The sequence below is a fragment of the Streptomyces sp. NPDC088097 genome (genome assembly GCF_044741845.1).
GTDB lineage: Bacteria > Actinomycetota > Actinomycetes > Streptomycetales > Streptomycetaceae > Streptomyces.
Genome location: NZ_JBIUTJ010000002.1, coordinates 14712 through 35189, shown reverse-complemented (window position 1 = coordinate 35189; position 20478 = coordinate 14712). Strand labels below are relative to the sequence as shown.

17 protein-coding genes, 1 pseudogene and 1 riboswitch are annotated in these 20478 nt (G+C 73.2%); of the genes and pseudogenes, 8 read left to right on the top strand and 10 right to left on the bottom strand.

Annotation, left to right across the window (positions count from 1 at the left end; genetic code table 11):
• The first annotated feature begins 13 nt into the window (after nt 1–13).
• Nucleotides 14–766 carry a precorrin-6A synthase (deacetylating) gene (gene cobF, locus ACIOD1_RS06240; protein WP_401900550.1) on the top strand — a complete coding sequence of 251 codons (753 nt, stop codon included), beginning with the start codon at nt 14–16 and terminating at the stop codon, nt 764–766.
• On the opposite strand, the gene ACIOD1_RS06235 is transcribed toward cobF, so the two are convergent.
• From ACIOD1_RS06235 to ACIOD1_RS06215, 5 genes and pseudogenes are all read right to left on the bottom strand, one after another.
• Nucleotides 753–1910, bottom strand: a complete 1158-nt coding sequence (locus ACIOD1_RS06235) for an aminotransferase class V-fold PLP-dependent enzyme (RefSeq protein WP_401900548.1) — start codon at nt 1908–1910, stop codon at nt 753–755. The genes cobF and ACIOD1_RS06235 overlap by 14 nt on opposite strands.
• Nucleotides 1911–2083: 173 nt before the next feature.
• Nucleotides 2084–2680, bottom strand: a complete 597-nt coding sequence (locus tag ACIOD1_RS06230; protein WP_365619862.1) for an anaerobic ribonucleoside-triphosphate reductase activating protein — start codon at nt 2678–2680, stop codon at nt 2084–2086.
• Nucleotides 2677–4437, bottom strand: a pseudogene (locus ACIOD1_RS06225) (ribonucleoside triphosphate reductase). The gene ACIOD1_RS06230 and the pseudogene ACIOD1_RS06225 overlap by 4 nt, the downstream one beginning before the upstream one ends.
• A gap of 87 nt (nt 4438–4524) precedes the next feature.
• Nucleotides 4525–4678, bottom strand: a riboswitch (cobalamin riboswitch).
• A 64-nt stretch (nt 4679–4742) separates the two neighbouring features.
• Nucleotides 4743–6470 carry an endo-1,3-alpha-glucanase family glycosylhydrolase gene (locus tag ACIOD1_RS06220; protein ID WP_365619868.1) on the bottom strand — a complete coding sequence of 576 codons (1728 nt, stop codon included), beginning with the start codon at nt 6468–6470 and terminating at the stop codon, nt 4743–4745.
• Nucleotides 6471–6895: 425 nt separating this feature from the next.
• A complete protein-coding gene (locus tag ACIOD1_RS06215) occupies nt 6896–7837 on the bottom strand; it encodes a cation diffusion facilitator family transporter (protein ID WP_401900545.1) in 942 nt (313 codons plus the stop codon).
• 222 nt (nt 7838–8059) lie between these two features.
• Here ACIOD1_RS06215 and ACIOD1_RS06210 point away from each other — a divergent pair, with 222 nt between their 5' ends.
• The 3 genes from ACIOD1_RS06210 (at nt 8060) to ACIOD1_RS06200 (ending at nt 11139) form a co-directional block, all read left to right on the top strand.
• Nucleotides 8060–8536 (top strand): hypothetical protein, encoded by a 477-nt coding sequence (locus tag ACIOD1_RS06210; RefSeq protein WP_365619874.1) that lies wholly within the window; start codon nt 8060–8062, stop codon nt 8534–8536.
• 225 nt (nt 8537–8761) lie between these two features.
• Nucleotides 8762–10183 (top strand): sulfatase, encoded by a 1422-nt coding sequence (locus ACIOD1_RS06205; RefSeq protein ID WP_365619877.1) that lies wholly within the window; start codon nt 8762–8764, stop codon nt 10181–10183.
• Between the two features lie 29 nt (nt 10184–10212).
• The gene (locus ACIOD1_RS06200) at nt 10213–11139 is read left to right on the top strand and encodes a formylglycine-generating enzyme family protein (protein ID WP_401900542.1); all 927 of its coding nucleotides are present in this window, start codon (nt 10213–10215) and stop codon (nt 11137–11139) included.
• A gap of 45 nt (nt 11140–11184) precedes the next feature.
• Here ACIOD1_RS06200 and ACIOD1_RS06195 read toward each other — a convergent pair whose 3' ends face one another.
• The 3 genes from ACIOD1_RS06195 to ACIOD1_RS06185 all read right to left on the bottom strand — a co-directional run bounded on the left by ACIOD1_RS06195 (nt 11185) and on the right by ACIOD1_RS06185 (nt 14703).
• Nucleotides 11185–11727 carry a GNAT family protein gene (locus tag ACIOD1_RS06195; protein WP_365619883.1) on the bottom strand — a complete coding sequence of 181 codons (543 nt, stop codon included), beginning with the start codon at nt 11725–11727 and terminating at the stop codon, nt 11185–11187.
• A gap of 200 nt (nt 11728–11927) precedes the next feature.
• Nucleotides 11928–14147 (bottom strand): NADP-dependent isocitrate dehydrogenase, encoded by a 2220-nt coding sequence (locus ACIOD1_RS06190; protein WP_401900540.1) that lies wholly within the window; start codon nt 14145–14147, stop codon nt 11928–11930.
• A gap of 199 nt (nt 14148–14346) precedes the next feature.
• Nucleotides 14347–14703 carry a DUF805 domain-containing protein gene (locus ACIOD1_RS06185; RefSeq protein ID WP_365619889.1) on the bottom strand — a complete coding sequence of 119 codons (357 nt, stop codon included), beginning with the start codon at nt 14701–14703 and terminating at the stop codon, nt 14347–14349.
• Between the two features lie 262 nt (nt 14704–14965).
• Here ACIOD1_RS06185 and ACIOD1_RS06180 point away from each other — a divergent pair, with 262 nt between their 5' ends.
• Entirely contained in the window at nt 14966–16087 is a 1122-nt protein-coding gene (locus ACIOD1_RS06180; protein WP_401900538.1) for an NAD-dependent epimerase/dehydratase family protein, read from the top strand.
• Between the two features lie 78 nt (nt 16088–16165).
• Here the strand turns inward: ACIOD1_RS06180 and ACIOD1_RS06175 are convergent, their stop codons facing one another.
• The gene (locus ACIOD1_RS06175; protein ID WP_365619895.1) at nt 16166–17290 is read right to left on the bottom strand and encodes a HAMP domain-containing sensor histidine kinase; all 1125 of its coding nucleotides are present in this window, start codon (nt 17288–17290) and stop codon (nt 16166–16168) included.
• On the bottom strand, nt 17287–18087 hold the full coding sequence (locus ACIOD1_RS06170; RefSeq protein ID WP_401900535.1) for a response regulator transcription factor: 801 nt from the start codon (nt 18085–18087) through the stop codon (nt 17287–17289). The genes ACIOD1_RS06175 and ACIOD1_RS06170 overlap by 4 nt, the downstream gene beginning before the upstream one ends.
• A gap of 130 nt (nt 18088–18217) precedes the next feature.
• Between ACIOD1_RS06170 and ACIOD1_RS06165 the strand changes: the two genes are divergently transcribed.
• The 3 genes from ACIOD1_RS06165 to ACIOD1_RS06155 are packed head-to-tail and all read left to right on the top strand — an operon-like array spanning nt 18218 to nt 20351.
• Nucleotides 18218–19033: a glycosyltransferase family 2 protein gene (locus ACIOD1_RS06165; protein WP_401901374.1), complete on the top strand. Its 816-nt coding sequence runs from the start codon at nt 18218–18220 to the stop codon at nt 19031–19033.
• Nucleotides 19030–19653 (top strand): DUF2064 domain-containing protein, encoded by a 624-nt coding sequence (locus tag ACIOD1_RS06160; protein ID WP_365619898.1) that lies wholly within the window; start codon nt 19030–19032, stop codon nt 19651–19653. The genes ACIOD1_RS06165 and ACIOD1_RS06160 overlap by 4 nt, the downstream gene beginning before the upstream one ends.
• Entirely contained in the window at nt 19650–20351 is a 702-nt protein-coding gene (locus ACIOD1_RS06155) for a class I SAM-dependent methyltransferase (RefSeq protein ID WP_401900533.1), read from the top strand. Before ACIOD1_RS06160 ends, ACIOD1_RS06155 begins: the two co-directional genes overlap by 4 nt.
• Nucleotides 20352–20478 lie beyond the last annotated feature (127 nt).

Sequence of the window (20478 nt, the reverse complement as noted above, 5' to 3'; positions counted from 1 at the left end):
GCACAATAGCGGGGTGAAGAAGTTCTCAGTGATCGGCATCGGCGCGGGCGACCCGGACCACCTGACCCTCCAGGCGGTACGGGCGATCGGCGCGGCGGACGCATTCCTCATCCTGGAGAAGGGTGAGGAGAAATCGGATCTGACGGGGTTGCGGCGGGCCATGCTCGACGAGCACGCCCGGCCGGGTCACCGGCTGGTGGAGGGCCGGGACCCGGACCGGGACCGGGATCCGGCGGCGTACGCGCCGACGGTGGACGGCTGGCGCAGCGCGCGGGCGGAGATCTTCGAGCGGTTCATCGCCGAGGACCTGGCCGAGGGCGAGACCGGTGCGTTCCTGGTGTGGGGCGATCCGTCCCTGTACGACTCCACCCTCGCGATCCTCGACGAGGTCCTCGAACACGGCCGGGTGGCCTTCGAGCACGAGGTGGTGCCCGGGATCAGCAGCGTCTCGGCGCTGCTGGCCCGGCACCGGACGAACCTGAACCGGGTGGGCCGGCCCGTCCAGATCACCACCGGCCGGCGGCTCGCGGAGGGTTGGCCGCAGGACGTGGACGACGTGGTGGTGATGCTGGACGCCCGGCACGCCTTCACGGCCCACCTCGACCGGGACCTCTACATCTACTGGGGCGCCTACGTGGGCACCCCGGACGAGATCCTGGTCTCGGGGAAGCTCTCGGAGGTGGCCGGCCGCATCGAGGAGCTGCGGACCGAGGCCCGTGCCCGCAAGGGCTGGATCATGGACACGTACCTGCTCAGGCGCCCTTGAGGTAGGCGGGCAGGGCCGCCGCGAGGCGCTCGTACTCCTCGGCGCGGTTGTAGACCTGGCCGCAGACGCGGATGCCTCCGCCGCCGGGTCGGGGCCAGATCAGGACGCGCGTACGGAGCTTCGTGGCGAGTTCCTCGCGCAGGGCGTAGGCCTCGTCCTGGGTCTCGGCGTTGCCGGGCGGCAGCAGCAGGGAGCGGAAGGGCAGGCCGGGGGTGTACGGGAGGGCGGTGAGCCCGGGCAGGGCGGCGAGCAGCCCGGCGCCGTAGGCGGCCAGGGCGCTGTTGTGGGCCCGCACCTCGGCCGCCCCGAGGCTCTCCAGGAGGTCGAGGCCCTCGGGGGCGGCCAGCCAACCGGTGTAGTCGGTGGTGGCGCGGTACTCCACGGAGCGCGGGAAGCCGTGGTGGTCCTCCCAGGAGGGGGACAGCGCCCGTACGCGGGCCCGGTGGGCGGGGGCGACGGCGAGGACGGCGCTCCCGGAGGGGGCGTAGCCCCACTTGTGGAGGTTGCCGAACCAGAAGTCGGCGCCGGCGGCGAGGGGTTCGGCCAGCATGCCGGGGGTGTGGGCGCCGTCGACGACGGTGGTGACGCCCCGGGCGGCGAGGTCGGCGAGGAGGCGGGGTCCCGCGATGAGTCGGGCCGTCGGCGAGCTGACGTGGTCCAGGAGGGCCACCTTGGTGCGCGGGGTGAGCGCGGCGAGCACGGCCTCGCGGACGGCGTCCTCGTCGGGGAGGTGGGGGTCCAGGGCGACGGTGGTGACGGGCGCGCGGCGGGCCGCGGCGGCGACGACCGTTCCGTAGCCGTGGTCGGTGACGAGGATCTCGTCGCCTGCGGCGAGGGGGACGGCGTCGAGGGCGAGGTTGGCGCCTTCGGTGGCGTTGGCGATGAAGCCGATGCCGTCGGGGTCCGCGCCGAGGTGGGCGGCGATCCGGGCGCGTGCGCCGACGAGCCGTTCGGCGACGGAGTTGAAGAAGGCGTCGGGGTCGGCGTGGAGTTCGGCGCGGAGCGTCTCCTGGACCTGTTGGACGGGGAGCGGGACCGCGCCGTAGGACCCGTGGTTGAGGTGGGCGACGGCGGGGTCCAGCCGGAAGAGGGCGGCGCCCCCCGGGAAGGCGGGCGGGGCGGACGGAGCGGGCAGGTCGGGCACGGGGACCTCCGGTCGGCGTGGGGCTTCCCCCGGATGGTGCCCCGATCCGGCGCCCCGGGGCAGGGCCGATTCGGTCGAAGTGGCCTGGATCGGGGCCGGTCGGCCCGTGTTCCGGGCGCGCCGCACGGCCCCGCCCCGGGCGCGCCGCCGGAGGTCAGGCTGCGCTCCGGCTCCTACGGTGTGGCCGCGCGGGCGGGTTGGCGTACGGGCGGGGCGGCTCCGAGGGAGGCGAGCCAGGCGTCGAGGTCGGTCAGGGCCCGCCCGTCGAGGAGGGCGGGGTCGACGGTGGTGCGGAGTTGGTGCGGCACCCCGGAGGCGAGCAGCAGGCGCAGGCTGCGTTCCGCCGAGGCGGCGGCGTGGCCGATCCCGGTGACCCGCTCGTAGCGGCCGGGCGGCGCCTTCACGTCGAAGCCGACCCAGTCCAACAGGCCGGCGTCCAGGAGCCGGGCGAAGCGGCGCGGGAAGGCACCGCCGGTGTGCAGCCCGACCTCCAGGCCCAGCGCGCGGGCCTCCCGTACGGCTTCGGGCAGGCCGCGCTGGAGGAGGGGTTCGCCGCCGGAGAAGACCACGCCGTCCAGGAGCCCGGTGCGGCGGGCCAGGTGCCGTGCGACCTCGTCCCAGCCGGCGGCGGCCGGCGCTCGGGCGGGGAGCAGTTCGGGGTTGTGGCAGTAGCCGCAGCGCCAGGGGCAGCCCTGGCAGAACACGGTGGTCACCAGGCGGCCGGGCCAGTCGCAGGTGGACAGTGCGAACCAGCCGCCGATCCGGATCACAGGGCCGCCTCGGGAGCCCGGGAGGGGGCGTCGGCGGGGGCGCCCGAGGAGGCCCGGAAGGGGACCCGTTCGGCGTGCTCGCCCTTCTTGCCGATGTTGAGGGAGGAGACGGGGCGGTGGTAGCCCATCACGCGGGTCCACACCTCGCACTCGGCTCCACAGGTGGGGCAGGCGGGCCTTTCGCCGTCGAGGTAGCCGTGCTCGGCGCAGATGGAGAAGGTGGGGGTGACGGTCAGGTAGGGCAGGCGGAAGTTCTCCAGGGAGCGCCGCACCAGCTTGCGGCAGGCCTCGGCGGTGGGGATCCGTTCGGGGGTGTAGAGGTGCAGGACGGTGCCGCCGGTGTACTTGGTCTGGAGTTCGTCCTGGCGCTCCAGCGCCTCGAAGGGATCGTCGGTCCATCCGACGGGCAGCTGGCTGGAGTTGGTGTAGTACGGGTTGGCCTCCGTGCCGGCCTGGAGGATGCCGGGGAAGCGGGCCCGGTCCTCCTTCGCGAAGCGGTAGGTGGTGCCCTCGGCCGGGGTGGCCTCCAGGTTGTAGAGGTGTCCGGTGCGCTCCTGGAACTCGGTCATGCGGGCCCGCACCCGGTCCAGGAGCCGGAGGGCGAGGGCGTGGCCGGCCGGGGTGGTGATGTCGTCGGCGTCCGCGGTGAAGTTGCGGATCATCTCGTTGATCCCGTTGACCCCGATGGTGGAGAAGTGGTTGCGCAGGGTGCCGAGGTAGCGCTTGGTGTAGGGGAACAGGCCTCCGTCGATGAGGTCCTGCACGGTGACCCGCTTCAACTCCAGGCTGTCCCTGGCCAGCTCGCACAGCCGGTCCAGTTCGGCCATCAGGGCGTCCTCGTCGCCGGCGTAACGGTGGCCGAGGCGGGCGCAGTTGAGGGTGACCACGCCGAGGGATCCGGTCTGTTCGGCGCTCCCGAAGAGGCCGTTGCCGCGCTTGAGGAGTTCGGTGAGGTCGAGCTGGAGGCGGCAGCACATGGAGCGGATCATGTGGGGTCGCAGTGCGGAGTTGATGAAGTTCTGGAAGTACGGGAGCCCATACTTGGCGGTCATCGCGAAGAGCCGCTCCGCGTTCTCGCTCTCCCAGGGGAAGTCCGCGGTGATGTTGTAGGTGGGGATGGGAAAGGTGAACACCCGCCCCGTGGCGTCGCCTTCGGTCATGACCTCGATGTAGGCCCGGTTGAGGAGGTCCATCTCCGCCTGGAGGTCCCCGTAGGTGAAGTCCACCTCCTCGCCGCCGACGACGGGCACCTGGTCGCGCAGGTCCTCGGGGCAGGTCCAGTCGAAGGTGAGGTTGGTGAAGGGGGTCTGGGTGCCCCAGCGGGAGGGGACGTTGAGGTTGTGGACCAGCTCCTGGACGCACTGGCGGACCTGCTCCTACGTCAGCGCGTCGAGGCGGACGTAGGGCGCGAGGCAGGTGTCGAAGGAGGAGAAGGCCTGGGCCCCGGCCCATTCGTTCTGGAGGGTGCCCAGGAAGTTCACCATCTGACCGACGGCGGAGGACAGGTGCCGGGGCGGGGCGGAGTCGATCTGCCCGGGTATCCCGCCGAGTCCCTCGGTGAGCAGGGTGCGCAGGGACCAGCCGGCGCAGTAGCCGGAGAGCATGTCCAGGTCGTGGAGGTGGAGGTCGCCCTCGCGGTGGGCGCGGGCCACCTCGGGCGGGTAGACCTGCTCCAGCCAGTAGGTGGCGGTCAGTTTGCCCGCGGCGTTGAGGATGAGGCCGCCCAGCGAGTATCCCTGGTTGGCGTTGGCGTTCACCCGCCAGTCACGGCGTTCCAGGTATTCGGTCACGGTCTCTACGGCGTCGACGGACGTCACGGCAGCCCTCCCACGAGGCTTCGCACGGATGTGTGGATCGGCGCCGGCAGGTGTCGGACTCGCACGCCCGGGGGCGCGCTCACCGTTGCGGGGCAGTCCCGGATTCCCACCGGATTCCCTGTTGCCTCGGTCGGGGCGGACATGAGCGAGGCCCCGCCGAACCGGCAGGGCCAACACTACATATGGATGTGACCGCAAGCCGCGACCACTAGATATTGGGTGACCAAGGTCCTCGAAGGGAGGACTTAGGGCCTGCGTCCACTGCTCGCCGCGTAGTACTGGAGGTCCTGCACCTCGACCTTGCGGTCGACCGGATAGGGCAACTCCACCCCGGCCAGGGACCGGCCGCCCCGGACCACCGCCGCCGAACTGGTGCCCGGCCCCAGCGGCAGCAGGCGGGAGTGGACCCCGGCCGGGGCCTCGTGCTCGCCGTTGACGGAGCCGACGGTCGTACGGACGGTCCCGGACTCGGCGAGGAAGCTCAGCACCTCGACGGTGTCGCGGGGGGCGGCGCTGCCCTTGCGCGGGGACATCACCACCTTCTGGTCGCCGGACGGGTCGGCGGCGGCGAACTGGGTGCGGCCGGTGAGGTAGAGGGTGTCGCGGACGATCTCGGGCCATGCGCCGGTCTTGAAGCGGGTCAGGTAGTAGGAGGTGAGGTCCAGGTAGGTGTAGCCGTTGTGCAGGGACGGGGCGAACTGGCTGCCCTCGGAGTAGTCGTTCCAGGTGGTCAGTTGGACCCAGTCGGCGCCGTCGTCGATGGCGTGCGTCCAGGTGGAGCGCAGGGTGGCGGTGTTGCCGGCCTCGTCGTAGATCCCCTGGTTGGGGCGGGCGTCCTGGACCGACACCGGCTGCATCCAGATCTTGCCGAGGTCGTGGGCGCGCCGGGCGTCGCGGGCGGCTCCCTCCTGGCCGACGTAGCTGCGGCTGCCCCATTCGGAGAACCCGTAACTGATGGGCGCGAAGGACTCGTTGTTGGCCCCGTAGTCGAGGAAGAGTGGGACCAGCGCGGTACGGACCTGGTACTTCGACGTGAGCACTTCCATGAACCGGCTCCACCAGGCGGCGCTCTTGGCCTCCGCCTTGAAGGGGGACACCACGAGCCGCCCGTCACCGAGCCGGTGCGCGGCGGGAGCCGCGGCGAGGGTGGCGACGGCGTCGGCGAGCACGCCCGGGTCGTCCGTGCCGAGGGAGGTCATGTCCGGCATCAGCATGATCCTGAAGGCGGGATCCACCGAATGGGCCGCCCGCATCAGGAGGTTGGAGCGTTCCCAGTTCTTCCCGGAGAGGGAGAGCAGGTCGAGGGTGAACCCGTCGATGCCGGCGGCGCGGGCGGTGCGGACCTCCTGCTGGAGGTTGGCGTACTCCCACTCGCCCTGCCGGGGTGCCACGGGCAGCGGGCGGTCGCGCAGCAGGCCCCCGTAGCGCTCGTGCTTGCCGTTCTCCCCGTCCGGGTCGAGGTAGTTGCGGGTGTAGTAGTCGGCGTCGGCGCTCGCGTTGTCGAGGGAGAGCGGGTACGGGGTGAAGTAGTGGGCGAACACCAGCTTCCGGCCCGCGGCCCCGGTGCGCAGTGCGGTCGGGTCGGGGAGGTCGAAGGGCAGGACTCCGGCGGGCCGCTCGCCCGCGCCGTCGCTCCGGACCCGCAGGGCCGCGGACGGTGTCGGCTTGGCACTGCCCGGCGAGGCCGCCCGGTCGGCCTCGGCGCCCGGGGAGACCCCTGCGGAGGCGTCGGGCGCGGAGGAGGGCCCGGTGGTTCGGGACGCCTCGGCGGCCGGGCGCGCGTCGTCCTGTCCGGCGGCGGCCCGGAAGGGGTCCCAGAGGATGCCGGTGACGGCGCAGAGGCCGACGAGGAGGAACGTGGAGAGGAGCAGGGTCAGTAAGGGGCCGCGTCTGCGGAGGCGGGAGCGGCGCCGGTGCGAGGCGGGCCCCGCCCGTCCCCGCGCGCGCCGGTCGGCTCGCCGGTCCGGTGTCATCGTGGAGCCCCTCCCAGGAATATGCCCCGGTGCCGGGACTGCACAGCAGTAGAGCCGATTCCCCTGCTCCGGACAACTGTTCAGGGGCGGGCGGGGTCGCGGCGCGTACGTCACGGGGACCACAGGAGCTACGCCCGCCGCTTTGCCGGCGCCAAGGGGGCCCGGGCCCCGACCGCCTTGGCGCGACAGGGCGCGGGGGCCTCACGGCGCTCGGGCGGACGCACGGGCAACGCCTCCCCCGGTGGCCCGCGTACCGCTCGCGTGCCCGGTCGGGACCGTCGGCGGGGTGTTCTCCCGGCCCCGACGCGCCGCGTCCCGCGCGTCGTCTACACGCGCTCCACCATCCGGCCCAGCCGGCTCGTCCCCGTGATGGACCGGGCGGGCCCTCAAGCCGGGCCGGGAATCCGCCGGACCCAGGGCCCGCGTCAGGCGTGCAGGGCGTTCCCGTCCTCCACGTGGCCCTTGGGCTCCAGTTGGAGGGTGGAGTGCGCGATGTCGAAATGGTCCCCGACACAGGCCTGCAAACGGGTGAGGAGGTGGCCGTGGTCCTCGCCGCGCAGGATGTCCTCGGCCACGACCACGTGCGCGGTGAGCACCGGCATGCCGGAGGTGACGGTCCAGGCGTGGAGGTCGTGCACGTCGAGCACGCCCGGCTCTTCGAGGAGGTGCCGGCGCACCTCGGTGAGGTCCATGTCCTGCGGGGTGGCCTCCAGCAGGACGTGGCCCGCGTCGCGCAGCAGCCCGTAGGCCCTCGGGACGATCATCAGGCCGATCACGAGGGAGGCGATCGGGTCGGCGGCCTGCCAGCCGGTGAGGACGATGACCAGGCCGCCGACGATGACGGCCACCGATCCGAGGGCGTCGCCGAGCACCTCCAGGTAGGCGCCGCGCAGGTTGAGGCTCTGGTCCTTGGCGTCGCGCAGCAGCCACAGCCCGACCGCGTTGGCGGCGAGGCCCACCACGGCGACGGCGAACATCAGCCCGCCCTTGACCTCGACGGGCTCGCTGAACCGGCGCACGGCCGAGTAGAGGACCCAGCCGAAGATGCCGAGCAGGAGCAGGGCGTTCAGGGCGGCCGAGAAGATCTCGACCCGGTAGAAGCCGAAGGTGCGGCGCGGGGTGGGCGCCCGCTGGGCGAGGGTGACCGCGCCCAGCGCCAGGGAGACGCCGACGGCGTCGGTGAGGCTGTGGGCGGCGTCGGCGAGCAGGGCGAGACTGCCCGACAGCACGGAGCCGACCACTTGGACGAGGGTGATCGCCGCGCTGATCCCGATCGTCCACAGCAGGCGCTTGCGGTACGTGCCGGTGAGGGTGCCGCCGCCTGCGGCGGCGGAGGGTGCACCGTGGTCATGGCCCATGATCGCCATCGCACCACGAGGAGGGGCCGCTCGCCCGTCCGACGGGCCGGGCCCGACGCCCCGTAGGGCGCCGGCGCGGCCCCGACGAGTGCGGTGATCATGGGACGGCACCGGCCATTCGGCGGAATGCGACATTCCCCTGGTCATGCGACGGAAATGGCGGATACTCATCGTCATGCGGCTCGAACATCCCTCTTGCCGCACTTGGTCACGCATGCAATGGGGGGCATCGTGAACATGGGGGAATCCGGGCCTGTCGGCTCCCGGGGCGGTACGGGAACGCTTCCGACCACCTCGGCCGAACTGTCGCTGCTGCTCACCGCCGTACGACGCGGCAGGGTGTTGACCGTGACCGGTCCCGACCGCGAGGCCCGGAGCGTCCTCGTACGGGACGTCGCGCGGCGGCTCTCGTCCAACTTCTGCGACGGGACGGCCGTCCTGACCGTGCCCGGGGACGGAAGCGTACGCGGGCTCGTGGCCGCGCTGGGCTGTCTTCCCGGCATGCCCTTCCTGCCGTGCGCGACGGCCGACGCCGCCTCCCAACTCGCCGAGCGGGACATGCTGCTGGTGCTGGACGGGGGCGAGCGACTGAGCCCCGGGGCCCTGGAGTGGCTGCGCGGACTGCTCGCCGTCGCCCCGGGCCTGCGCATCCTGGCCGCCGCCCGCGACCCGCTCGGCGTGGGACAGGGCCGCGTGCACCGGCTCTGAGGGGTGTCGCGGGGGGGCGGGGTCCGGACGGGCCGCGTGCGCGTGCGCGTTACACGCGCGGTACACGGACGCCACAGCACTGCCACGGCACTGCCACGGGGGATCCATTGAGTGGGGGAGTTCCGAATTCTAGGGTCTGACCTGCGGGTTTCAACCGCCGGGGCACTCCGGCCGGGCGAGCCCGGTACGTACGTCACACTCCCCCGCACGTACAGGAGACCTCTCGTGAGCGAGCACCCCAGCACAGGCGCGTCCCGCAAGTCGTCCGTCGGCCGACGCGGCTTCATCGCCGGCGCGGCAGCGGTTGCCGCCTCGGCCGCCACCCCGGCCCTGGCCCAGGCGGCCACGGGCGCCGGCGCGACCGCCGGCGCGCGGCCCAACATCCTGCTGATCGTCACCGACGACCAGCCCAAGCACACCGACTGGGCCATCCCCAAGGTCATCGACTGGCTCGGTGGGCAGGGCGTCACCTTCACCCACGGCCATTCCGCGACCCCGCTCTGCGCACCCTCGCGGTCCTCGATCTTCTCCGGCCGCCACGCGCACCACCACGGGGTGCGCAACAACGGGGCCTCCTACAGCCTCGACCAGTCGACCACCGTGCAGCGCCACCTCAAGCAGGCCGGCTACCGCACGGGACTCTTCGGCAAGTACCTCAACTCCTGGACGCTGGCGGACAATCCGCAGCACTTCGAGGAGTGGGCGCTCCTCCAGCCCGCCTACAACAACGCCCGCTGGAACGTGAACGGCACGGTCCAGGAGATCGAGGGCTACACGACGAACATCGTCAAGAACAAGACCCTCGCCTTCCTCGACAAGGCCGCCACCGACAGCCGCCCGTGGTTCGCATACGTGACCCCGTTCGCCTCCCACTCGCCGAACGTACCGGCGCCCAAGTACGCCCAGACACCGGTCCCCGCGTGGAACGGGCGCCCCTCCGTCCCCGAGGCGGACCGCTCCGACAAGCCGGCCTACATCCGCGACGCGACGGCCACCCTGGACGACGCCCGTGAGCTGCGCACCCGCCAACTGCGCAGCCTGCTCTCCGTGGACGACGCCGTCCAGGCCCTCCGCGACAAGCTCGCGGCGCTGGGCCAGTTGGAGAACACCCTCGTCATCTTCACCGGGGACAACGGCTACACCTGGGCCGACCACGGCTGGTTGAAGAAGTCGGTGCCCTACTCCCCCTCCCACGAGGTGCCGTTCTACCTGTCCTGGCCTGCCGGCGGACTCGGCGGCGGGACCACCGACGACCGGATCGTGGCGAACATCGACATCGCGCCGACCATCCTCGAAGCGGCCGGGATCCCCCGGCCCGCGGGCCAGGACGGGCATTCGCTCCTCGGCACCACCGACCGGGACCACCTCCTGGTCCAGTGGTGGAAGCAGGGCACGGGCGGCGAGGGGCCGAAGACCTGGGCCTCCTACGTCGCGAAGGACAAGCAGTACACGGAGTACTACGACCTGCACACCGACGCCACGGGAGCGGTCTCCGGCACGGGGCAGGTCGCCTTCCGCGAGTACTACGACCTGGCAGCCGACCCCCACCAGTTGAAGAACCTGCTGTACCAGGCCACGCCGGCACAGGAGCGTGACCTCGGGATACCGGCGCTCGCCGCGCGGCTGGCCGCCGACCGCACCGGCTGATCCCCGTACCGGCCCTCCAGGAGACCCCCATGGCACCGAAGTCCTGCTGCTCCCCCGCCCGCGCCACCGGCCCGCTCGACCTGTCGCCGGTGGCGCCGCCCCCGCCGCGGGTCGTGGCGGACCCGGCGGCGGGGCGGGCCGCCCGGGGCCTCCTCGGCCTTCCGGGGGGCCGGTTCCTGATGGGAACCGAGGACGCCGACGCGTTCGCGCGGGACGGGGAGGGGCCGGTCCGGGAGGCGGTGGTCGGGGCGTTCCGCATCGCCCCGACCACCGTCACCAACGCCCAGTACGCCTCGTTCGTGAAGGCCACCGGCCATGTCACCGAAGCGGAGTCCTTCGGCTTCAGCTTCGTCTTCGCCGGGTTCCTGGAGCCCGAACTCGCCTCCGTCTCACCGGCGGTGGCCGGAACCCCCTGGTGGCGGGCGGTCTCCGGGGCCGACTGGCGCCGCCCCGAGGGGCCGGGTTCCGCCTTCGCCGCCCGGCAGGACCACCCGGTGGTCCACGTGTCCTGGAACGACGCCCGGGCGTACTGCGCCTGGTCCGGCACCCGGCTCCCCACCGAGCCCGAGTGGGAGTACGCCGCGCGCGGCGGGCTGGAGGGACGGCGCTACCCGTGGGGCGACGAACTGCGCCCGGGCGGGCGGTACATGTGCAACATCTGGAACGGCGACTTCCCCCGCCACAACACCCGCGCCGACGGGTACGCGGGAACCGCGCCCGCGAAGTCCTTCCGGCCCAACGGGTTCGGGTTGTACAACGCGGTCGGCAACGTGTGGGAGTGGAGCGCCGACCGGTTCGCGCCGGTCGGGCCGGAGCGGACCATGCGGGGCGGCTCGCACATGTGCCACGACTCGTACTGCAACCGCTACCGGGTCGCGGCCCGCACCCGCAACACCCCGGACAGTTCGGCCGGCAACATCGGCTTCCGGGTGGCGGCGGACCCGCTGCCGGCCTGACCGGGCACGGGCCCGATCCGACCGGTTCCGATCCGCCCGCGCCCGTCAGGTCCGACCCGCTGCCTCCCCCTGCCATTCCTCGGCCGTCAGACCCATGATCACCTCGTCCACGAAGGCCCCGTACACCCACGCGGACCGCGACAGGGTGCCCTCGACCCGGAATCCGGCGCGCCGTCCGGCGCCGATCATGGCCGGGTTGTCGGCGAGGGTCTCCAGCTGGAGCCGGTGCAATCCGCGCACGGTGAACCCGTACGCGCACAGGAGCCGGACGGTCTCGCCGCCGAGCCCGCGGCCCCGGAAGTCCGGGCGCAGGGACATCCCGAGGTGGGCGCCCCGGTTGTGCAGGTCGATCCCCCACAGGAGGGCCTCTCCCGCGAGCTCCCCGGAGGCCAGGTCCACCACGGAGAAGACCGCCTTCTGCGCGGACGGCTCCTCCGTCCCGTACGGGGAGTGGCCCGCGTCCAGCGGGCGCCAGGGGCGCGAGTCCGCGCGCGCGTGGCCGGGTACGTCCTCGTAGAGCTCGGCGTGCAGGATCGCCACGTCGTCGGGATGACGGGCACGCAGCCCGGCCAGCTGTCCAGTGATCACCCCGTATTACTAGCCCGCGGCACCGCCCCGCCACAACGGAATATCCCCGTCCGGACGCGACCCTGTGCCGGACGGGGATCCGCGTCCGGGCCCGATCCCGGGCCGGGCCCCCGGACGCGCCACCGCCCCGGCCGGAGACTTCCCGGCCGGGGCGGTGGCGGTGGTGCGGTGGTGCGGTGGCGGTTGACGCCGGGGGGCGGTCAGCCCAGCAGCGCGAGCGCCTGGTTCAGGGTCGCGGACGGGCGCATGATCGCGGCCGCCTTGGTGGCGTCGGGCTGGTAGTAGCCGCCGATCTCGACCGGCGAACCCTGGACCGCGATCAGCTCGGCGACGATCTTCTGCTCGGACTCGGCGAGCGTCTTGGCCAGCGGGTCGAAGGCGGCCGCCAGCTTCGGGTCGTCGGTCTGGCGCGACAGCTCCTGCGCCCAGTACAGGGCGAGGTAGAAGTGGCTGCCGCGGTTGTCGATGCCGCCCAGCTTGCGGCTCGGCGACTTGTCCTCGTTGAGGAAGGTGCCGGTGGCGCGGTCCAGGGTGTCGGCCAGCACCTGGGCGCGGGCGTTGCCGGTGGTGGTCGCGAGGTGCTCGAAGGAGACGGCCAGCGCGAGGAACTCACCGAGGGAGTCCCACCGCAGGTAGTTCTCCTTGACGAGCTGCTGGACGTGCTTCGGGGCGGAGCCGCCGGCGCCGGTCTCGAAGAGGCCGCCGCCGTTCATGAGCGGAACGACCGACAGCATCTTGGCGCTGGTGCCCAGCTCCAGGATCGGGAAGAGGTCGGTCAGGTAGTCGCGCAGCACGTTGCCGGTCACCGAGATGGTGTCCTCGCCGCGGCGGATCCGCTCCAGGGAGTACGCGGTGGCCTCGACCGGGGACAGGACCTTGATGGTCAGGCCCTCGGTGTCGTGGTCGGCCAGGTAGGTCTTGACCTTGGCGATCAGCTGCGCGTCGTGTGCGCGGCCCTCGTCCAGCCAGAAGACGGCCGGAACGCCGCTGGCGCGGGCGCGGGTGACGGCGAGCTTGACCCAGTCCTGGATCGGGGCGTCCTTGGTCTGGCAGGCGCGGAAGATGTCGCCGGCGGCGACCTCCTGCTCCAGGACGGTGTTGCCCTCGGCGTCGACGAGGCGGACGGTGCCCGCGCTCGCGATCTCGAAGGTCTTGTCGTGGCTGCCGTACTCCTCGGCCTTCTGGGCCATGAGGCCGACGTTCGGCACCGAGCCCATGGTGGACGGGTCGTAGGCGCCGTGCGCGCGGCAGTCGTCGACGACGACCTGGTAGACGCCCGCGTAGCTGCTGTCCGGGAGGACGGCGAGGGTGTCGGCCTCGGCGCCGTCCGGGCCCCACATGTGGCCGGAGGTGCGGATCATGGCCGGCATGGAGGCGTCGACGATGACGTCGGACGGCACGTGCAGGTTGGTGATGCCCTTGTCGGAGTCGACCATCGCCAGGTCCGGGCCCTCGGCGATCTCGGCGTCGATCGAGGCCTTGATCGCGTCGCCGTCGGGCAGCTTGCCCAGGCCGTTCAGGATGGAGCCGAGGCCGTCGTTCGGGGACAGGCCGGCGGCGGCGAGGGTCGCGCCGTAGCGCGCGAAGGTGTTCGGCAGGAAGGCGCGGACCACGTGGCCGAAGACGATCGGGTCGGAGACCTTCATCATCGTCGCCTTGAGGTGCACGGAGAACAGGACGCCCTCGGCCTTGGCACGCTCGATCTGGTCGTTGAGGAAGGTGCGCAGCGCGTCGACGTGCAGGACGGACGCGTCCACGACCTCGCCGGCCAGGACCGGTACGGACTCGCGCAGCACCGTGGTGGCGCCGTCGGCGGCGACGTGCTCGATGCGCAGGGTGCCGGCCTCGGCGATCACGGTGGACTTCTCCGTCGAGCGGAAGTCGTCGGCGCCCATGGTGGCGACGTTCGTCTTCGACTCGGGGGTCCAGGCGCCCATGCGGTGCGGGTGGGCCTTGGCGTAGTTCTTGACCGAGGCGGGGGCGCGGCGGTCGGAGTTGCCCTCGCGCAGGACCGGGTTGACGGCGCTGCCCTTGATCTTGTCGAAGCGGGCGCGGATCTCGCGCTCCTCGTCGGTCTTCGGGTCGTCCGGGTAGTCGGGAAGGGCGTAGCCCTGGCCCTGGAGCTCGGCGACCGCGGCCTTGAGCTGCGGGATCGAGGCCGAGACGTTGGGCAGCTTGATGATGTTGGCGCCCGGGGTCTTGGCGAGTTCACCGAGCTCGGCGAGGGCGTCCGCGATCCGCTGGCCCTCTTCCAGGTGCTCCGGGAAGCTGGCGATGATCCGACCTGCCAGGGAGATGTCACGGGTCTCGACATTCACACCGGCCGTCGACGCGTACGCCTGGATCACAGGCAGGAACGAATACGTCGCGAGGGCCGGGGCCTCGTCAGTGTGCGTGTAGATGATGGTCGAGTCAGTCACCGGATGCTCCGCTCCACAGTCTGCGTCTCTCGTCTGCAACATTGCTCGACATCAAGATATCTCGTGATCGGGGCGGGATGGACAGCCCCCTGCCGCAAGACGGACGAGACCCACGTCACCCCGGGCGCGCGGACCCCGCACGCGAAAGCGCCGCCGCCCGGTGGGCGGCGGCGCTCGGCCGGGCGATCGGCGGGATCGCTCAGGCGGCGGCCGGCTGCTTGGGGTCGGACCCGTACGCGTTCGGTCCGCGGTTGCCCTCGGTGGCCGCCAGGACGATCAGCCAGATCGCGCCGATGAACGGGATGAAGCTGATCAGGTACCACCAGCCGGACCTGCCGGTGTCGTGCAGCCGCCGGACCGTGAGGCCGAGGGACGGCAGCAGGAGCGCGAGGGTGTAGATCCAGGTGATGACGGGGTAGCTGCCGAGCGCGAAGTCGATGACGGTGAGGACGATCACGATCGGGATGTTCCACAGGACGAACATCCAGTACTCCTGGCGGCGGGCTCGACCGTCGAAGTCGGCGTACCTCTTGATGACGTCGGTGTAGTAGTTCACGGGTCCCCCCTAGGACGGCGCGTACGACCCCTCCCAGTGGAATGGGCCGGGCCGGGCTTATGCCCTCCCTACACACCCCCCAAGCCACTTCCGGTCGCCTGATTTTGGCCATTTCCCTTGGTTTCAAACGGAGTTGACTTGGGACGGAGCCGCCGTGCGCGCGGCCGACCCGGGCGGTCCGGGCGCCGTACGGGATGACGGAAGTCTTACGGCGGGGCGCGGCGGCCCCCGCTCGGGCCCGCGGCTCCGTAGCGTCGCTCCCATGCGCGTACTCGTCACCGGAGGAGCCGGGTTCATCGGCTCGCACATCGTCACGGCACTGCGTCGGCGCGGGCACGATCCCGTCGTCCTGGACGCCCTGCTCCCCGCCGCCCATCCGGCCCCGCCGGGCCCGCCACGGGCGGCGGAGCCGCCACCGTCGCCCGCGTCGTCCGACGGGTTCCTCCGGGGTGACGTGCGCGATCCCGAGGCCGTACGGGCGGCACTGCGCGGGGTGGACGCCGTGTGCCATCAGGCGGCGATGGTCGGCCTCGGCAAGGACTTCGCCGACGCGCCGGAGTACGTCTCCGCGAACGATCTGGGGACGGCGGTACTGCTGGCCGCGATGGCCGACGCGGGGGTGCGCGGGCTGGTGCTGGCCGGCTCGATGGTGGTCTACGGGGAGGGCCGCTACGTGTGCCCGAGCCACGGGGTGGTCCGCCCGGGGCCGCGCCGCGCGGCCGACCTGGAGGCCGGCCTGTTCGAACCCCACTGTCCTGTTTGCGGCGCCACCCTGGCCCCGGGGCTGGTCGACGAGGACGCCCCGACCGACCCGCGCAACGTCTACGCCACCACGAAGCTGGCCCAGGAGCACCTGGCCGCCGCGTGGGCGCGGAGCGTGGACGGCCGGGCGGTGTCGTTGCGCTACCACAACGTGTACGGGCCGGGGATGCCGCGCGACACCCCGTACGCGGGGGTGGCCTCCTTCTTCCGTTCGTCGCTGGCCCGGGGCGAGGCGCCGCGGGTCTTCGAGGACGGGCTCCAGCGGCGGGACTTCGTCCACGTGCGGGACGTGGCGGAGGCCAACGTGGTGGCGCTGGAGGCCCTGGGCACCCGGGAGCCGGGGCTCTGCACCGCGTACAACACGGGCAGCGGCACACCCCGCACGATCGGCGAGATGGCCCGCACCCTGGCCGCCGCCCACGGCGGTCCGGAGCCGGTGGTCACCGGGGAGTTCCGGCTCGGGGACGTCCGCCACATCACCGCGGACTCCGCGCGGCTGCGCGCCGAGCTGGGCTGGCTCCCGGCGACGGACTTCGAGACGGGGATGAAGGAGTTCGCCCACGCCCCGCAACGCGACTCGGCCACCACCCCCGTTGCCGGGGCCACCGCCGCCGGGGCCTGAGGACCCGACCGCCCGGCGGCCGCGCCCCACCCGTCCGCGGGGACGGCGGGGCCGCCGGGGCGGGACCGCCGAGAGGCGTCAGGATCCGGTGGCCGCCACGGGCAGCGGGAGGGTGACCTCGAACCGGCACCCGCCCGGCACGTTGCGCACGTCCGTCCGCCCCGCGTGCGCCTCCACGATGCCCCGTACGATCGCCAGCCCCAGCCCCGCCCCCGCCGGAGGGGTCCGCGCGGCCGCGCCCCGCCATCCGGTGTCGAACACCCGGGGGAGGTCCTCCGTCGGGATGCCCCCGCAGCCGTCCGTCACGGACAGCACCAGCGCTCCGGACCGCCGTTCGGCGGCGATGGCGACGGTGCCGTCGGCGGGGGTGTGGCGGATGGCGTTGACCAGCAGGTTGGCCAGGACCCGGGTCATCTCCTTGCCGTCGACCTCGACGGGCACCCGTTCCACCCCGTCGCCCACCAGCCGTACCCCGTGCTCGCGGGCGAGCGGGTCGACCCCCGAGAGGGCGTCCCCGATCAGGTCGTAGACCGACATCCGGCTCATGCTCAGCGACAGGGCGCCCGCGTGGATGCGGGACAGCTCGAAGAGGTCGCCGACCATTCCGTTGAGCCGCTCCACCTCGGTGCGGATCTGCCGGTGGTAGCGGGCCGGGTCGGCGGCCATGCCGTCCTCCAGCGCCTCGGACATCGCCCGGAGCCCGGCGAGGGGGGTGCGCAGGTCGTGGGAGATCCAGGCGACCAGCTCCCGCCGCGAGGCCTCCAGGGCACGCTCCCGCTCGCGCGAGGCGGCCAGTTTGGCGCTGGTGGCGGCCAACTCACGGGAGAGCGAGTCCAGTTCGGCGGTGGTCTGCCCCTGCGGCGCGGCGAAGCTGCCACCGTCGCCGAAGTCCCGCGCGGCCAGGGACAGTTCCCGACTGCGGGCCACGACCCAGCGGCCCAGCAGCAGGGCGGTCGCCAGGGAGACCACCGCCGCCATCGCCACGACCAGGGTGACGACGCCGAGGTCGTGCGCCGACAGGAACATCGCCTGCGCCACGGCGAGCGTCCCGGCCAGCATGGCCGTGACGGTGACCCCGGCGATCACGGTGAGGGATACGGCCACCGAACGGCGCCGCACCAGCCGCAGTACGAGCGCCCCGAGGAGCCCGGCGCAAGCGGCCCCGCCGAGGGCGAACAGCGCGATGAGCAGTATGTCCTTCACGCCGCCACCCCGGTCGGCTCGAAGCGGTACCCGACGCCCCACACCGTCTGGATCAGTCGCGGCCGACCCGGGTCCTCCTCGACCTTGGCGCGGAGCCTGCGCACGTGGACGGTGACCGTCGACAGGTCGCCGAAGTCCCAGCCCCACACCTCCCGCATCAGGTCCTCCCGCCCGTGCGCCCGGCCGGGGAACCGCAGGAAGTAGGCCAAGAGGTCGAACTCCCGCAGGGTCAGGCAGAGTTCCAGACCGTCCCGGGTCGCCCGGTGCGTCGCGGGATCCAACGCCAAACCGGCGCCGGTCAGCGGCCGCGGCGACGCCTGTGCCGCATCCTGCGTCGAACCCTGGGTCGGATCCTGCGTCCGCGCCCCCGGTACGGCGTCCCGCGCCGCGGCCCGGCTGCGCCGGAGCACGGAGGAGACCCGCAGGACCAGCTCGCGCGGACTGAACGGCTTCGTGACGTAGTCGTCCGCGCCGACCTCCAGGCCGGTGATCCGGTCGTCCTCGTCGCCCCGGGCCGTCAGCATGATCACCGGGACGGGTCCGGTCGCGCGGAGCCTGCGGCAGACCTCCAGCCCGTCGATCCCGGGCAGCATCAGGTCGAGGACCACGAGGTCCGGGCGGGCCCGGTCGGCGGCCCGGAGGGCGGTCGGGCCGTCGGCGGCCTCCTCGACCTCGTACCCGGACCGCCGCAGGTATCCGGCGACGACCTCGGAGACGGTGGGGTCGTCGTCGACGACGAGGATCCGCGCGGGCGGTGCGTCGAGGTCCCGCGCGGGCGGTGCGTCCATGGTGCTCATGTGTTCCAGCGTCCCATCCGACGGACCCCCTCGGGGTGGCCGGAGGGGCCCGCAGGGGTTGACGTCCGCGTTTCGTAAGGAGTCCCGGCCCCATTTCGGGCGCCGGGATTCCTACGGTGAAACCGTGACCATGACCGTGAGTGTTGATGTCGTACTCCCCTGTCTGAACGAGGCCGAGGCGCTGCCCTGGGTGCTCGCCCGGATTCCCGCCGGGTGGCGGGCCCTGGTCGTGGACAACGGGTCCACCGACGGCTCCGCCGAGATCGCCCGCGCCCTCGGCGCCACGGTGGTGACCGAGTCCCGGCGCGGGTTCGGCGCGGCCTGCCACGCCGGCCTGCTCGCCTCGAAGGCGGACATCGTCTGCTTCTGCGACTGCGACGCCTCCCTCGACCCCGGCCTGCTGGCCGGCTTCGCGGCGCGCGTGGCCGACGGTGGGGCGGACCTCGTCCTGGGGCGGCGCAGGCCCCGCGGCCGGGGCAGTTGGCCCGTCCACGCCCGTGTGGGGAACTTGGCCCTCGCCCGGCTGTTGCGCCGCCGCACCGGGCTGAAGCTGCGCGACCTGGGGCCGATGCGGGCGGCCCGCCGGGAGGCCCTGCTCGGACTGGAGCTGTCCGACCGGCGCTCCGGCTACCCGTTGCAGATGGTCGTGCGGGCGGCGGACGCGGGCTGGCGGATCCGGGAGGTGGACGTGCCGTACCTGCCCCGGTCCGGGAAGTCGAAGGTGACCGGCACCTGGCGGGGGACCTGGCAGGCGGTGCGCGACATGAGCCGGGTCCTCGCCGAGCCGGCCGCGACCCTCACCACGTCCGTGTCCGCCGCTGGGGCCGGGGCCGGGGCTGGATCTACGTCTGCCTTGGGGTCGGGGCCCGGGTCGGGGTCGGGGTCCGGGTCCGGGTCGGGGTCGGCGTCCGGAGCGGGCCACCGCCCCGCCGGAGGTGCCCGATGAGCGCCACCACCCTCCTCGTCATCGCGAAGGAACCCGTCCCCGGCCGGGTCAAGACCCGCCTCACCCCGCCCTACTCCCCCGCCGAGGCGGCCTCGCTGGCGGAGGCCGCGCTCGCCGACAGCCTCGCCGCCGTGGCGGCGGCCCCGGCCGCGCGGCGGGTCCTCGTACTCGACGGGCGGCCCGGACCGTGGCTGCCACCGGGCTTCGAGGTACGCCCGCAGGCGGCCGGAACCCTGGACGAGCGGCTCGCGGCGGCCTTCGCGGACTGCGCCGGGCCCGCGCTGCTGATCGGGATGGACACCCCCCAGGTCACCCCGGAGCTGCTCACGGTCGACTGGGAGGGGTACGGGGCCTGGTTCGGGCCCGCCCTCGACGGCGGGTTCTGGGCACTCGGCCTGCTGCGGCCGGACCCCGCCCTGCTGCGCGGGGTCCCGATGTCCCTGCCCGGGACGGGAGCCGCACAGTACGAGCGGCTGCGCGCGGCCGGGCTCCGCGTCGGGCGGCTGCCCGCGCTGCGGGACGTGGACACCGCCGAGGACGCCCGGGTGGTGGCGGCCGAAGCCCCCGCGAGCCGTTTCGCGGCGCGGCTGGCCTCCCTCCCGACGGGGGTGCGCGGATGACCGCGGTGGCGGCCTGGACGGCCGACCCGTACACGGTGGCCCTGCGCAGCGGTCGGGGCCCGCTCTACCTGAGGCGCGGGGACGGCTGGTTGCTCCCGCTCGACGTGGAGCGTTGGTGCGAGGCCCCCGACCCGGCGGACTGGACGGTCCTGGGGCGCTGCCGGGGGGCGGTGCTCGACATCGGCTGCGGCCCCGGGCGGCTGGTGTCGGCCCTGGCGGCCCGGGGACACCGGGCGCTGGGGATCGACGTCAGCCCGGAGGCGGTGGCCCGTACGGCCCGGTCGGGCGGCGCCGCGTTGCACCGGTCCGTCTTCGAGCCGTTGCCGGCCGAGGGGCGTTGGGACACGGCCCTGCTGATCGACGGGAACATCGGCATCGGCGGGGATCCGGCGGCGCTGTTGACCCGGATGCGCGAGCTGGTGGCCGTGACGGGCACGCTCATCGTGGAGTGCGTGGACGCGGAGGTCGACGAGCGCTGCGAGGTCAGCGTGGCGGACGGCCGGGGCGCCCTGGGCGCCCCCTTCCAATGGGCCCGGCTCGGCGCGGACGCGCTGATGGCGCGGGCGGGGGCGGCGGGCTGGGACCGCCCGGAACGCTGGACCGTGGACGGCCGGGTCTTCGTCGCCCTGCGCCGCCGGCCCGTCTCCCCCGGGTGGGGGAGGCGTCTCCCCCACGTGGGGGAAGTGGACGCCGGCTGAGTGCGGGACGCTCGGATTCCTGAGGGTGCGCGGAAGCGGGAGGGGATCCGAATGAACCGTGGGGAGCGGGTCGGGTGGGCCGGCATGGTCGGCGGGATCGGATGGGCCGGGCGGGCCGGGCGGCTCG